Source organism: Heyndrickxia coagulans 36D1 (assembly GCF_000169195.2).
In the GTDB taxonomy this organism is placed as follows: Bacteria; Bacillota; Bacilli; order Bacillales; family Bacillaceae_C; genus Weizmannia; species Weizmannia faecalis.
Map to the genome: position 1 here is coordinate 1,435,666 of NC_016023.1, position 14,069 is coordinate 1,449,734.

The 14,069-nt window shown below is 48.0% G+C and carries 11 protein-coding genes; 5 read left to right on the forward strand and 6 right to left on the reverse strand.

The features are described from left to right. Nucleotides 1-222: 222 nt before the first annotated feature. Complete coding sequence (locus tag BCOA_RS24030; protein ID WP_014096645.1) at nucleotides 223-1,554, reverse strand: MFS transporter; 1,332 nt, start codon at nucleotides 1,552-1,554, stop codon at nucleotides 223-225. Nucleotides 1,555-1,902: 348 nt separating this feature from the next. Here BCOA_RS24030 and BCOA_RS24035 point away from each other — a divergent pair, with 348 nt between their 5' ends. Continuing rightward, entirely contained in the window at nucleotides 1,903-3,405 is a 1,503-nt protein-coding gene (locus tag BCOA_RS24035) for a malate:quinone oxidoreductase (RefSeq protein WP_014096646.1), read from the forward strand. A gap of 745 nt (nucleotides 3,406-4,150) precedes the next feature. On the opposite strand, the gene BCOA_RS24045 is transcribed toward BCOA_RS24035, so the two are convergent. Then, nucleotides 4,151-5,374 (reverse strand): IS110 family transposase, encoded by a 1,224-nt coding sequence (locus BCOA_RS24045; protein ID WP_013858393.1) that lies wholly within the window; start codon nucleotides 5,372-5,374, stop codon nucleotides 4,151-4,153. 410 nt (nucleotides 5,375-5,784) lie between these two features. On the opposite strand from BCOA_RS24045, the gene BCOA_RS24050 reads away from it, so the two are divergent. Genes BCOA_RS24050 through BCOA_RS24065 form a run of 4 tightly spaced genes read left to right on the forward strand, consistent with a single transcriptional unit; the run spans nucleotide 5,785 to nucleotide 8,714 of the window. After that, nucleotides 5,785-6,444, forward strand: coding sequence for an amino acid ABC transporter permease (locus BCOA_RS24050; RefSeq protein WP_014096647.1), 660 nt, complete (start codon nucleotides 5,785-5,787; stop codon nucleotides 6,442-6,444). Then, on the forward strand, nucleotides 6,425-7,114 hold the full coding sequence (locus BCOA_RS24055) for an amino acid ABC transporter permease (RefSeq protein ID WP_014096648.1): 690 nt from the start codon (nucleotides 6,425-6,427) through the stop codon (nucleotides 7,112-7,114). The genes BCOA_RS24050 and BCOA_RS24055 overlap by 20 nt, the downstream gene beginning before the upstream one ends. Continuing rightward, entirely contained in the window at nucleotides 7,107-7,844 is a 738-nt protein-coding gene (locus BCOA_RS24060) for an amino acid ABC transporter ATP-binding protein (RefSeq protein ID WP_014096649.1), read from the forward strand. The genes BCOA_RS24055 and BCOA_RS24060 overlap by 8 nt, the downstream gene beginning before the upstream one ends. 27 nt (nucleotides 7,845-7,871) lie before the next feature. Beyond that, on the forward strand, nucleotides 7,872-8,714 hold the full coding sequence (locus tag BCOA_RS24065; protein ID WP_014096650.1) for a transporter substrate-binding domain-containing protein: 843 nt from the start codon (nucleotides 7,872-7,874) through the stop codon (nucleotides 8,712-8,714). A 34-nt stretch (nucleotides 8,715-8,748) separates the two neighbouring features. Here the strand turns inward: BCOA_RS24065 and BCOA_RS24070 are convergent, their stop codons facing one another. The 4 genes from BCOA_RS24070 to BCOA_RS24090 form a co-directional block, all read right to left on the reverse strand. Beyond that, complete coding sequence (locus tag BCOA_RS24070; protein ID WP_014096651.1) at nucleotides 8,749-9,909, reverse strand: alanine/ornithine racemase family PLP-dependent enzyme; 1,161 nt, start codon at nucleotides 9,907-9,909, stop codon at nucleotides 8,749-8,751. Beyond that, a complete protein-coding gene (locus BCOA_RS24075) occupies nucleotides 9,909-10,985 on the reverse strand; it encodes a DUF1611 domain-containing protein (RefSeq protein WP_014096652.1) in 1,077 nt (358 codons plus the stop codon). The genes BCOA_RS24070 and BCOA_RS24075 overlap by 1 nt, the downstream gene beginning before the upstream one ends. Before the next feature lie 275 nt (nucleotides 10,986-11,260). After that, a complete protein-coding gene (nspC, locus tag BCOA_RS24085; RefSeq protein ID WP_014096653.1) occupies nucleotides 11,261-12,388 on the reverse strand; it encodes a carboxynorspermidine decarboxylase in 1,128 nt (375 codons plus the stop codon). Continuing rightward, nucleotides 12,388-13,587, reverse strand: a complete 1,200-nt coding sequence (locus tag BCOA_RS24090; RefSeq protein ID WP_014096654.1) for a saccharopine dehydrogenase family protein — start codon at nucleotides 13,585-13,587, stop codon at nucleotides 12,388-12,390. The genes nspC and BCOA_RS24090 overlap by 1 nt, the downstream gene beginning before the upstream one ends. Between the last annotated feature and the right edge of the window lie 482 nt (nucleotides 13,588-14,069).

The following is a 14,069-nucleotide window of genomic DNA, read 5'->3' on the forward strand; positions in this document are numbered from 1 at the left end:
TCCTTGTATATACGATTATTGTATAAGGAGCATGGAGTGATTTTAAGTAAGGAATGTCACCATTTTGGCATGACAATTGTCATATCATGATTTAGAAGCGAGGGCCAAGACGAGCGGTTTAACCGTGAGGATCGGGGAGAAAGGAACCGGGGTTTTTACTTGGCAGTGATTTTTTTGCACAAAAACAGCTGCAGCCTGCCACGCTGTAGCTGTTTGGCATTTTCAGGTGATAATTTTGTTTTTCGAATCCGGGCGGGATTGAAGTTCTGCTTCGATCCGGGAATGCTTCGAGGATTCGGCCATGAATAAGTAGGTGAGCAGGCTGATGGCAATACAGCCGGCAACGTAGTAGAAAAAGGCGGATTCCACGCCGGCATTTTTCAGCCAAAGCGCGATAAATTCGGCTGTTCCGCCAAAGATTGCGACAGTTAATGAATAGGGAAACCCGACACCAAGCGCGCGGATTTCAGTCGGGAACAGCTCAGCTTTCACAATGGCATTGATGGAAGTATAGCCGGTTACAATGATCAGCCCTGCCATCATGAGAAGAAAAGCAAAAACCGGGTTCTGCGTTTCTCTCAACCATAAAAATATCGGTACGGTCAAAAGGGTCCCGAGAATGCCGAAGCCGATTAACAGCGGCCTGCGCCCGATCCGGTCGGACAGCTTTCCGGCAAGCGGCTGGAAAACAACAAAGATGAAAAGGGCAATAAAGTTGATCCAGCTGACGGTTTCTTTATCAATTCCGGACGTGTTCACCATAAATTTTTGCAGATAGGTGGTGAATGTGTAGAATGCGACAGTGCCGCCAAGTGTAAGGCCGACAACGGTCAGCACCGCTTTCGGATAATTCAATAGGACCTTCAGCGTTCCGGCATTTTTCCGCGTTTCCGATCCCATCTCCTCGAATTGTTCGGACTCGTCCATCGTACGGCGCAGCCACAAGACCACCAATGCGCCAATCGCGCCGATCACAAACGGGATCCGCCATCCCCACGAGGTCATTTCGCTTTCATTTAATGCGAGTTGGAGCACAATTTGGACACCAAGTGCGATCAACTGCCCCGATACAAGCGTGACATATTGGAAACTGGAATAGAAGCCGCGGCGGCCGCTGCTTGCCATTTCGGACAAATAGGTAGCAGAAGTGCCGTATTCCCCGCCCAGCGAGATCCCCTGCACAAGCCGGGCCAGGACCAAAATAACCGGTGACAGCACACCAATCCTGCTGTATCCCGGTGTACAGGCAATGACAAGCGAACCGAGCGCCATAATGGCAACGGAAAGGGTCAGTGCAGCCCGGCGGCCGTACCGGTCTGCATACCGGCCCATGATCAGGCTCCCGAGCGGCCGCATCAGAAAACCAATGGCAAAAATCCCGGCTGTATTCAATAACTGGACAGTTTGGTTCCCCTCCGGAAAAAACTCTGATGAAAAATAAACCGCAAACGCAGAATAAACATACCAATCATACCATTCGATCAGATTGCCAAGTGATCCTTTAAAGATGTTAGCAGTCACATGTCTGGATGTGCGTCCGGTTGTTTGTGCCAATTTGTCTTCCCCCTTTGTAAAATGAAAATTCCGTCTTCAATCCGTGAAAAATATCTCCTGGCATCCCCCTTTGGCAAATGCAAGAAATATACCAGTAAAATTTCTATTTACAAGATTCATTATATTATATTTTTAAGCAAAATGAAGAATGAATCATTCAGCAAATAAAAAGCTTTCCTGATATTTCCATTGTCAAATTGTGTATCATTATTCTAAAGAATTATCATAAAATATGATATTATGATATTAAGACTTGTAAAACGTTTTCCCGGGGACTGCCTTGTTCTGAAAAAGAGGCAGTGTGTCCGGAATAATATTAGCAAATATAGGGATAAGGAGAAGGTAATCATGAGCATCAGACAGGGAAAGACAGACGTCATCTTAATTGGTGCCGGCATTATGAGCGCAACGCTGGGCACCTTGCTGAAAGAACTGACCCCGGATTGGGAAATCACCGTATATGAGAAGCTGGCAAAACCAGCGGAAGAAAGTTCGAATGAATGGAACAATGCGGGGACCGGGCATTCGGCATTATGTGAGCTGAATTATACGCCTGAAAAACCGGACGGCTCAATAGACATTACAAAAGCTGTAAATGTAAATGAACAATTCCAGCTTTCAAGGCAGTTCTGGTCCTACCTGGTTAGCAAGGGGCTGATCCACAATCCACAGGACTTTATCCGGCCGATCCCGCATATGAGCCTCGTAGAAGGGGAGGCGAACGTTGCTTTTCTTAAAAAACGATTTAAAGCGCTGTCAGCCCATCCGCTTTTTGAAGGAATGACGTTTTCCGACGACCCTGAACAATTAAAGGAATGGATTCCGCTTGTGATGGAAGGCCGGACGTCTAACGAACCGATTGCAGCAACGAAAAGCGATGCAGGGACGGACGTGAACTTCGGCGCCTTGACCCGCATACTGTTTGACCATTTGGAACGCCAAGATGTCGAAATAAACTACAAGCATGCTGTTCAAGATATTCAACGCACCCCGGAAGGAAACTGGGAAGTGAAAGTGCATGATATTGAGCACAACAGAATCGAATACCATACGGCGAAATTCATTTTTATCGGGGCCGGTGGTGGAAGCCTGCCGTTGCTTCAAAAAACCGGTATTCCGGAGTCCAAACATATTGGAGGGTTTCCGGTAAGCGGGTTATTTATGGTGTGCAACAATCCTGAAGTCATCAACCGCCACCATGCAAAAGTGTACGGGAAAGCGAAAGTCGGTGCGCCGCCGATGTCTGTGCCGCATTTGGACACAAGATATATTGACCATAAAAAATGTTTGCTGTTCGGCCCGTTTGCCGGCTTCTCGCCGAAGTTTTTAAAAACAGGGTCAAATTTAGACCTGATTGGTTCTGTGAAGCCAAATAATGTCGTGACCATGCTTGCGTCCGGAGCAAAAAATGTGCCGCTTGTGAAATACTTGATCGGGCAGCTTCTCTTGTCAGACGAAAAACGGCTGGAGACGCTGCAGGAATTCATTCCGGATGCGAGATTGGAAGACTGGGATGTTGTCGTAGCCGGGCAGCGGGTCCAAGTGATTAAAGATACGGAAGCAGGCGGAAAAGGCACGCTTCAGTTCGGCACGGAGGTGGTAACGGCTGCTGACGGTTCAGTCGCAGCATTGCTCGGCGCTTCGCCAGGTGCTTCTACTGCTGTCCATGTTATGCTCGAAGTCATTGAAAAATGCTTCCCGGACCGGAAAAATGCATGGGCACCAAAAATAAAAGAAATGATCCCATCTTATGGCGTGCGGCTCGCGGAAAATCCGGAACTGCTGCATCAAATTCACGCTGAAACGGCAGAGACGCTCGGCCTGACGGAAAAAGAACCGGCCTACCGGTAACACGCTTGAGCGCTAAAATGAAAGGTCTTTGATCCTAAAGCGGATTGAAGGCCTTTTTTTTGGCTGTAACGCAGGCTCAATCAGCACTCCTGTTGCAGGCAGCCGGAAAACAGCACAGGTGCAAGCGAAGGGACAATTTCGGCATGCTGTTTTCTTTTTTGGGTGCCATCCAAAGAAAACCCTATCAAGTCGATAGGAATATATTGATTTTTGCCCCGGCGTTCAGTAAAATAAAGATGTTGCTAAAATGCTGAATATTTCTTATCCCGGGCGGCAGAAGGGCTCTCTTTGGAAACCGGCATCCTAATATATAAGTTGAACTCTATTCCTTTTTCATGCCATGTCTATTCTGATCGTCATGGATTTTGCCGCGAAAAACTTAAGTTCATTTTATATAGCTACAGTTCATGATCGTCTATCAAGATAAGAAAACCGCAGCAATACCTGAAAAAGGGCAGTCGTTTTCTTAGGAAACGGCTTTTTGTCGTCCGGCCTTTGAAATGCACTGGGTCCTGAATCGGGACAGCAACGTATACATATCGGGCGGCTGGTGCAAGCCCGCCTGGATTGAAGAGAATTTTTCAAAAAAGTCCTACGGTGTGATGTCAAGGGTTAAAAACAAGTGAATTGGAAATTTTGTTGGCTCTATGTCGTAAAAATGGCAATACTGAACTAAGCCTCCAGATAATTGGAATAATCTGGAAGTTTTCAAGTTCAGGCTATCGATGATGGTTACCTGGTTACCTCATCGCGTCACCTTCTTTTTCGGCGCATAAATTTGATCGTTGCGGAGCAGCGCATCGATCAGGCGCACCAGTTTTCTTGCCGTTAAGACGAGGGCGCGTTTGTGTGAGTGCTTATGCACCTCACGATATTTCTTTTGGTAAAAGGCGCGGTACTCAGGTTCGTGTCGCCGGACCAGATTGGCAGCCTCAACCAGGTAATACCGGAGATAACGATTGCCTGTACGCGCAAGCATTTTGTCATCAGCCTCAAAATCACCCGATTGGTGGCGGGGCCAGAACAATCCAGCAAATTTTGCGATCGCGGCTTGGTCGTCAAAGCGCTCAATGTCGCCGATTTCAGCGAGAATCCCAGCACAGCTCACCGGGCCTATTCCCGGAATGGTCTGGAGGGTATTCGGGATTCCATCAAGAACGCGGGCAATCGCCTTATCCAAATCCTTGATTTGGCGTTTAAGATGCCGGATGATCTCAATAGAACTGCCCAGGACCAAGTCAATCGAATCCTCCACACATTTAGAAAGCCGGTAAGAGGACCGGGCAGCTTTTTGGATGGATGCGGCCAAATCCTCGGGATCGCTAAAGCGGCCATGGCCTTTGGTCTGGAGATACATCGCTAAGTCCTCTAGAGGCATTTGGGCAATTTCATCGAGGCTATAGGCCTCAAGCAAAAATTCCGTTATGGCATGGCCGAAGACCGGTGTATCCACTTCAAGGTTAAAGGCACTGAATTTGAAAAACAGATGATTCAAAAATACCTGTTGTTCCCGGGTTAAACTTTGAATCAGGTGATAGCGCATCCGTGTTAACCGTTGAAGGGCAAGGTATTGTTCTGACTGAATCACGGATTTCGGCAATCTCCCGAAACGCAAGCGGTCCGCAATTACCCAGGCATCTTTGGGATCGGTCTTGTCCATCTCGGCATAAGCCTTTTTGAAATTTCTCACCAGCTTCGGATTCAGGGTAAACACCTTTGTACGACGCTGTTTCAGCTCGGGATCTTCATGGAAAAACATTGCCGGGTGCCAACTATACACAGATGTGGCCTCCATGGCGATCTGGATGGTGTCATCCGCCTCCGCATGTTGGAGGATGGCGTCTCTTAACTCAGAGGCACCGGGAAGATTGTTTGTCACCGTTTGGGTGGCCAACGTTTCCCCCATTCCATCCATCAGGCAGGCATCGAGGTTTTTGGAGCTCACGTCAATACCGACAAATAAGGGCATATGATTTCCTCCTCTCTGTATTGGGATCGATGGAATCGGACGCTTCGGGATATCCCCAGATGGCTTGCCGATCTGTCAGCCTCGCGTATGAGAACTCATCCGGGCCGTGGGCTGCCTGGAACTGCTCATTTCCAGCACGGAGATCCGGAGGAACGGCCTACGGGTTAGACGTTCAAGCAAGAACCTGGGGATGCAGACTTTTCGAGTAGTCAGGCTACAAGGAGGGGAAGCATTGACCCAAACGATCCTAAGACCATTATCCGGGAACATCGCGAAGCGTCCAAGTCCGAACTTGTATTCCGGGCGAGCCCGGAATACAAAATCTTATATTCACTTGTCAATGAGCAGCAGAATGAACTGGAAATTGACATCCACTTTGGATTTAAACTTATTATACGAGGAGGGGTGAGATGGACTGGACCGTTGTGCAAAACAGCCTGCCCATGTTTGAAAAAGGATTCTGGCTCACTTTGCGGCTTTCCTTTTTCGGCATTATCGGGGCAGGTGTTCTTGGCTTGATATGCAGTTTTATCCAGTATTTTAAGGTGCCGGTTTTACGGAAACTTGTAACGGCTTATGTGGAACTGTCCCGCAATACGCCTTTATTGATCCAGTTATTTTTCCTTTTTTACGGGCTTCCGCAAGTCGGGATCAAATTTTCTGCCGAGGTTTGCGGGATTATCGGGATTATTTTTCTTGGCGGCAGTTATATGGCAGAAGGGTTTTCCGGAGGGCTTGCGGGCGTTTCCAAAACGCAGATTGAGTCCGGGCTTGCGATCGGTCTGAGCCGGTTCCAGCTGGCACGCTACGTCATCTTTCCGCAGGGATTGATGCTCAGTGTCCCGGCATTCGCCGCAAATATTATTTTTTTAATCAAGGAAACATCCATCTTTACCGTGCTGGCGATTCCGGAACTAACCAACACGGCACTTGACTTGATCGGGATGTATTACAACACGAATGAGTATCTGTTTATGCTCGTTGTGGCTTATGCCATCATTTTAATTCCATTGTCCATCTTGCTGACATGGCTGGAGAAGAAGGTGCGTTATGGGACATTCGGGAATTAGTATCTTTTTTGAAGGAGCCAATTTTTTACGTTTATTGGGCGGATTATATGTATCGGCAAAAATTGCTTTTCTGTCCATCTTTTTCGGCGGTATCCTCGGCATCGTGCTGGGGGTTTTAAGGACATTGCACAATCCGTTGCTCCGCCTTTTGCTTAGGCTGTATCTGGAGTTCTTTCGCATTGTGCCGACGATTGTCCTGTTATTTTTGTTTTACTATATTCTGCCGCAAAGCTTTAACATCAACTATAAGGCGGATACGGTCGGGACCATTGTTTTCAGCCTGTGGATGGCTGCCGAAATGAGCGATATCGTCCGTGGCGCGCTGATTTCTGTTCCGATGCATCAGGTGGAATCTGGAAAAGCGATCGGTTTAAGCACGGTCCAGCTTTACCGGTACGTGCTTGTGCCGCAATCGGTCCACTTAATGATTCCGGCGACCATTAACCTGATGACCAGAATAATTAAGACGACTTCCCTTTTGCTATTGATCAGCGTCGTGGATGTCATCAATGTCGGCCAGCAAATTATCGAAGCGAACAGCCACCGTTATCAGGACGGCGCGTTTTGGGTATACGGTTTTATCTTTATCCTGTATTTCATTTTATGCTATCCGCTTTCCCGGCTGGCAAGGCGATTAGAAAGGAGGGGCAAGGCAGGGGCTAATGGCTGAACCTTTACTGAAAGTCGAACATTTAAAAAAGTCGTACGGCGAAAAACGGGTGCTGGAGGATATCTCTTTCGAAGTGGAGGAAGGCAGTGTCGTTGTTCTCCTCGGGCCGTCCGGATCGGGAAAAAGTACATTGATCCGCTGCTTAAACGGTCTCGAAGCCTTCCAGGGTGGCACCATTATGTTTAATGGGGAAACCGTACGGCCGTCGCCGAAAAACTGGCGCAGGCTCAGGCAGCAGATCGGAATGGTTTTCCAGAGCTATGATTTATTTCCGAATATGACGGTGTTGGAGAACATCCTGCTCGGTGCAGTGAAAGTCCAGAAACGGAAAAGAGACGAAGCAGCGCGCCAGGCCATGAGCCTGTTAAAGGAAGTCGGCATGGAGCAGTATGCCAATGCCTACCCGCGCCAGCTTTCCGGCGGGCAGAAACAGCGGGTGGCGATTGTCCGCGCGCTTGAGCTGAACCCGAAGCTGATGCTGTTTGATGAAGTGACCGCCTCGCTTGACCCGGAAATGGTGCGCGGCGTGCTCGAGATCATCCTGCGGTTGGCAAGAGAAAAGATGACAATGATTGTCGTCACGCATGAAATGAATTTTGCCCGGCAAATCGGGGATAAAATCTTGTTTTTGGAAGACGGGAAGATTCTCGAAGAAACCCCGGGGCGCCAATTTTTCACTAAACCGCAGACAGAGCGGGCGAAAAGCTTTTTGGAAAGCATGGATTTTTAAAAGAAAAATATTTTGGAGGGTTAGACTATGAAAAAGCATCGTTTGTTTGGTTTGGTTTCAGCACTTTTATTGATTTTGTCGCTGGCGCTTGCAGGCTGCGGCAAAAGTTCCGGCAATTCTTCAAGCAGCAATCCGTCCAGTGTTTCAGCAATTAAGAAAAACGGCACGATCAAAATTGCCGTATTTGGAGATCTTCCGCCGTACGGATGGGTCGATAAAAACGGGGGACGGCAAGGATATGATGTTGCGCTCGCCAAACAGGTTGCCAAAGATCTTGGGGTAAAAGTGAAATTCGTGCAAGTGAACGCCAACAGCCGTGTGGATGCATTGAAATCGAATAAAGTGGATCTTGTTCTGGCAAATTTCACAATCACACCGGAACGGAAGCAAGTTGTTGATTTTGCCAAGCCATACATGAAAGTTTCCATCGGTGTCGTTTCACCGAAGAAAAACCCGATCACAAATGTCAGCCAATTAAAGGGCAAGTCTTTGATCGTCAACAAGGGCACTACTGCGGAAAACTATTTTACAAGCAAGCAAAAAGATGTGAAATTGCAAAAGTACGATTCCAAAACAGAACAGTTCAATGCGCTTAAAAACGGGCGGGCCGTTGCACTGGCGGACGACAATTCCTATCTGTATGCTTGGGTGAAAAACCATCCGGATTATACGGTCGGCATTAAAACGCTCGGGCCGAACCAATATATTGCCCCTGCTGTGAAAAAAGGCAACAAATCGCTCCTTAATTGGATGAACAAAGAAATTACGAAGTTAAACAACAATGGCTTTTTCAAAAATGATTACAACAACAATCTGGCGCCATACTTTGGCAGTGATATCCGCGCGGAAGATATTATTATAACGAAGTAAAAAAAGGCAGGCTGTGCTCGCAGCCTGTCTTTCTTTAATTTGCAGGGTTTTTTTCGGTTTCTGGGGGACGGTTTTGCCTTGTTCCGCGCGAAAGCAGAAACTGTTGTTTGTAAGGCTCGGTTGTGGCCGCGCCATGGACATACGTTTTATAAACATACGGGGACGTCATGGCTCTCAGCATCGCGCCGTAGTTCATATAAAACCTTACTTCATCGCCCGGCACGAGAACCGCATCCTTTGTATCCAAAATGATATGGTCGCTGCTTGAGCCAATGATATGGAACGGCCGGACAGGGGTAAGGCCTGAAACAAGCACATCATGCCGGCCCGCACTGATAATGGTCCGCCGTCTGTTGCCCCTGTCGATAAAGGTGACTTGTTCCCCAAATGCATTTTTGCCAATTGTCCCATATGGCACGGAAGGTTTGATTTTTGATTCGATGACTTCGGCAACAAAGCAAAAGGCATCCTGATATAATGACGGAATGATATGCCCGCCTGATGTTTCGCGGCCCAGCAAAATGGACTCGCCGAGCCGTACATTGTTTACGGCCTCGGCATCTTTTGTTTTCACGGCCCAGTTGTAATTGGCGGAGTTGCCGCCGGAAACATAAGGAAGTTTGAGGGAAAACAGCTCCTGCATAGCTTGGACAAACCGGGAAAACGTCTGCATCTTCTGTTCGGTCGGGAGCACGCCTCCAAAGCAGGCAAAGTTCGTCCCGATTCCGGCCAGTTCAATCCCGGGGCAGGTGAATATTTCTCTGATCATCGCAGGGGCATCTTTTAATAATATGCCTTCCCTCAAATCTCCCATTTCCACCATCAGGATGATTTTATGGGTTTTCTGTTGCCGCACCGCTTCAGCGGATAATGCACGGATCGTATCCAGCTCCGTGTTCATGCTGATATCCGCATACCGGACCGTTTTTTCTACTTCGCTGATCCCGGGGGAACGAAGCAAAATCAAATCTGCTTTGATCCCCGCTTTTCTCATTTTTTCGATATTTGCAATCTTCGAGTCTGCGAGGCTTGTGATGCCTGCCTCCACCAGGGCGCCGGCAATGTTTAAATCGGCTGTAACGCCTTTCACAACGCCTGTAATGCTGATTCCTTTCCTCCCAAATAATTGTTTTAACGTTTTGGCATTGTGCCGGATCTTCTCCAGATTGATTTCCACCCGTGGAAGAACGGCCATCAGGAAACCACTGCCTTTTTCAGGGAAGGGAAGAAATCGAGCAAGGCGTTTATAATTTTGTCTGTGCCGGTTTTTAACACATCCGTAACCGGAAGATGGTAAGTTTCTTCATAGCGGCGGATGGTTTCTTCCAGTTCGCGCTCTGACATCCCATCGTGGTTGAGCGTAATGCCGATGACTTTTGTCTTTCCGAAATGTTCAATCAGGCTGATTTCATCTTCCACTTTCGGCACTTCGGCAAATGGAAAATCGGATAAATATTTTCGTTTCGGGGCGTGTTGTAAAATGACTGCTTGCGGCCTTGCCCCTTTTAAAATGCCGGTTGAGCTTGCATATGCCGGATGGCTGAGCGCGCCCTGGCCTTCCACGATGATCATATCCGGATGTTCTTCTTTATTGGCCCGCAAAATTTCGCGCTCCAGTTCACCGATTAAATATTGGAGTGGGAAAGCATCCATCGCAAACCCGTACTTGGCGCCCTGGATCAAGCCTGTCTGCCCGGTTGCGATAAATGCCGGGCGGTAGCCTTTTTCCATGAATGCCTCTTCAATGCATTTGGCAGTTGTCCGTTTTCCGCAGGCCCCGTCTGTTCCGAGCACGGCAACGACAGGGGTGTTCATTTTCAAAATTTCTCCGGTAAACAAAGTCCATTCTTTTTTCGGCCGCGGTTTGCGGATATCGCGGATCGTGACACCGCAAGCCTGTGCGTGGGCCGCCATTTCTTCATCTTCTGTTAAAAATTCCTGGAGCGGGTTGATGATGTTCAATCCGGCTTCCATTGCCTGCAGAATGACTTTTCTTTCTTCCGGTTTTAAAAAGGCGTTCGCCGGCGCGATGCCGAAAATGAAGTCATCCGTTTTCGGGCCGGAGTGGATGAGTGCGTCTTCCAGGTCTTTGCAAACCGGAATGCCGCTCCATTTGTTGTCGAGGAGCATGCCGGCATCCTGCCCGTGTTTGCTGCTGTCAATGACAGCCGTAATGGTGTAATTCCCGGGTTCACGGATGAGTCCGTTTGCTGTTTTGCCATCTGTTGTGCCAAATTGGTTTTCGCAATATACAATTGCCCGCTTTTTCATTGCCATCCCTCCATTTATTGAAATTCAGGCAACACAAAAAGAACACCTAATGGCTTCAAATAGTAAAATACTAAAGAAGTTAGCTGTCCGCGTTTACGTATGGGCATGCCGGAAAACCTGAGGTTATTGGAAGCTTCCAAATATTATTATAACAATGACGGAGTAAAAAGGGAAGCAGGAAGCATGCAACCAGGACAGCAAAAAAAGGGGCAATTCCGCTGCCAATCCGGCATTTGGAAAAGCCCCTTGCATTTGGAACGGCGGGCATTCGGCATTCACCCGAGTCTCATTTTAAAGTCGTGATAACCGAACTCACGGACAATTGTGCAATCGCCGTTTTTGTATTGGATCGCGATGGCCGGAAGCGGCATGCCATTAAAGGTGGTGTTTTTCACCATGGTGTAGATGGCCATATCGTCAAATACAAGGCGGTCGCCTTCTTTAAGCGGCTTATCGAAGGAATAATCGCCGATCGTATCGCCGGCGAGGCATGTCTGGCCGCCAAGCCGGTACGTATACGGTTTTTCGCCCGGCTCCCCAGCCCCGATGAGCGGCGGGCGGTACGGCATTTCCAGCACATCCGGCATATGGCACGAAGCGGAGGTATCGAGGATCGCGATGTCCATGCCGTTTTTCACCGTGTCAAGCACTGTTGTGACAAGATAGCCGGCATTTAAAGCAACAGCTTCGCCCGGCTCAAGGTAGACTTCCAAACCGTATTTGTCCTGCATCCGCTTGATGCATTTTTCGAGGAGCGGAATGTCATAGTCTTCCCTCGTAATATGGTGGCCGCCGCCGAAATTGATCCATTCCATTTGCGGCAGCCATTCCCCGAACTTTTCTTCGACGGCATCCAACGTTGTCTCCAGATCGTCCGCATTTTGCTGGCAGAGCGTGTGGAAATGGAGGCCGGTGACGCCGTCCAGAAGCGCAGGGCGGAACTGTGCCTGCGTCACACCGAAGCGCGAGCCTGGCGAACAAGGGTCATAAATCGCATGCCCGGTCTGTGTCGAGCATTCCGGATTGATGCGCAGGCCCACCTTTTTTCCGCCTGCAAGCACACGGCCTTTGAATTTCTCAAGCTGTGAAAATGAATTAAAAATAATATGGTCGCAAATCGAGACGATCTCATCGATTTCACCTTCACGGTAAGCGGCGGAAAAAATATGGTTTTCTTTTCCCATTTCCTCATGCCCGAGGCGTGCTTCATACAAGCCGCTTGCTGTTGTCCCGCTCAAGTATTTGCCGATGAGCGGGTACAAAGCAAACATCGAAAAAGCTTTTTGCGCTAAAACAATTTTACATCCGGTCCGTTTCATCACGCCGTTTAAAACTTTCAAATTGTCTTCGAGCTTTTGTTCATCAATCACATAGCAAGGCGTCGGCAGTTCTTCAAATCTCATCAGTCGACAAGCTCCGGATTAAAGCTTTCTTTCCACGGCAGGCCCCATTTGTTCAGGGCTTCCATGAACGGATCGGGATCAAATTCTTCCACATTATAAACGCCTTTTCTGTCCCATTTACCCTGGATCAGCATCATCGCGCCGATCATTGCCGGCACGCCGGTTGTGTACGATACCGCCTGCGAGCCGACTTCTTTATAGCAGGCTTCATGATCGCACACATTGTAAAGGTAATAGGTTTTGTCCTTGCCGTCTTTTTTGCCGTGAAAAATGCAGCCGATATTCGTTTTCCCTTTTGTGCGCGGGCCGAGGGAAGCCGGGTCCGGCAGCACAGCTTTCAAAAACTGCAGCGGCACGATTTGCTTGCCTTCAAATTCAATCGGCTCAATCGAAGTCATGCCGACGTTTTCCAGGCATTTCAAATGGGTCAGGTAACTTTCGCCAAACGTCATGAAGAAACGGATCCGTTTAATGCCAGGGATGTTTACAGCAAGCGACTCCAGCTCTTCATGGTGCAATAAGTACATATCGCGTTCGCCGATTTCAGGAAAATCATATACGCGTTTGATCTCCATCGGCTTTGTTTCGACCCATTTGCCGTTTTCCCAGTAGCTGCCATTGGCGGAAACTTCACGGATGTTGATTTCCGGGTTGAAGTTTGTTGCGAACGGATAGCCATGGTCGCCGGCATTGCAGTCCAAAATATCAATATAATTGATTTCATCAAAATGGTGTTTCAGGGCATAAGCGGAAAATACGCCTGTTACGCCCGGGTCAAAGCCGCTGCCGAGAAGGGCGGTAATGCCGGCTTCTTCAAAACGTTCGCGGTACGCCCATTGCCATTTGTATTCAAATTTTGCCGTGTCTTTCGGCTCATAGTTCGCGGTGTCGAGATAGTTTGTTTTGGTTTGAAGACAGGCTTCCATGATGGTTAAATCCTGATAAGGCAGCGCCAGGTTCATGACGACATCCGGTTTCACTTTTTCAATTAAAGCAACCAGTTCATCGACATGATTGGCATCGACCTGTGCAGTCGTCACTTTCGTTTTGCCGCCGTCAAGCTTTGCTTTTAACGCATCGCATTTTGATTTCGTACGGCTTGCGATGCAGATTTCTTCAAAGACTTCGCTGTTTTGGACACATTTATGCGCAGCGACCGATGCTACGCCGCCGGCCCCGATAATCAACGCTTTTCCCATTCTTCTGTCTCCTTCAAAAAGAATTTTTGCATAATAAAAAGCAAGTGCAATCCGCATACGTGCGCACAACACTTGCTTGAAATCATCATCCTAAAAAAGCATGCATATCTGCAAAAAAACGGATATACGCCTGCCATAAAAGTCCGTGGACAATATGGAAGAAAGCTTTATATTCCTATAGGATCAGAGTCTATATAGCAAATAATTACTTTTACCACTCTTATTGATCGTTTCACAAGTTGATGTGCACAAGCACCGGTTGTAAAGTAACCAACTTATAAAATTTGAGTTTCCCACTCAATCAATAAGGCAACCAAAAGTTGCCGATTCGGCATTTGGCCCGGCACACCGATGCCTTTACTCCACTGGCCAAAATTATCTGCTTGGAAAGACTCCTGATGCTCTATATATGCTTTCCAAATCATGCTCTTCTATCGTATCAGCACGAACTTAAAATAGCAAGAAGAAAATTTTTCATGGCG

Bases quoted from the DNA above. Each gene is read 5' to 3' on its own strand.
- BCOA_RS24055 (WP_014096648.1), top strand. From the start codon at position 6,425: ATGGGACATTCGGGAATTAGTATCTTTTTTGAAGGAGCCAATTTTTTA.
- BCOA_RS24035 (WP_014096646.1), top strand. From the start codon at position 1,903: ATGAGCATCAGACAGGGAAAGACAGACGTCATCTTAATTGGTGCCGGC.
- BCOA_RS24075 (WP_014096652.1), bottom strand. From the start codon at position 10,985: ATGAAAAAGCGGGCAATTGTATATTGCGAAAACCAATTTGGCACAACA.
- BCOA_RS24070 (WP_014096651.1), bottom strand. From the start codon at position 9,909: ATGGCCGTTCTTCCACGGGTGGAAATCAATCTGGAGAAGATCCGGCAC.
- nspC (WP_014096653.1), bottom strand. From the start codon at position 12,388: ATGAGATTTGAAGAACTGCCGACGCCTTGCTATGTGATTGATGAACAA.
- BCOA_RS24090 (WP_014096654.1), bottom strand. From the start codon at position 13,587: ATGGGAAAAGCGTTGATTATCGGGGCCGGCGGCGTAGCATCGGTCGCT.
- BCOA_RS24065 (WP_014096650.1), top strand. From the start codon at position 7,872: ATGAAAAAGCATCGTTTGTTTGGTTTGGTTTCAGCACTTTTATTGATT.
- BCOA_RS24050 (WP_014096647.1), top strand. From the start codon at position 5,785: ATGGACTGGACCGTTGTGCAAAACAGCCTGCCCATGTTTGAAAAAGGA.
- BCOA_RS24060 (WP_014096649.1), top strand. From the start codon at position 7,107: ATGGCTGAACCTTTACTGAAAGTCGAACATTTAAAAAAGTCGTACGGC.
- BCOA_RS24045 (WP_013858393.1), bottom strand. From the start codon at position 5,374: ATGCCCTTATTTGTCGGTATTGACGTGAGCTCCAAAAACCTCGATGCC.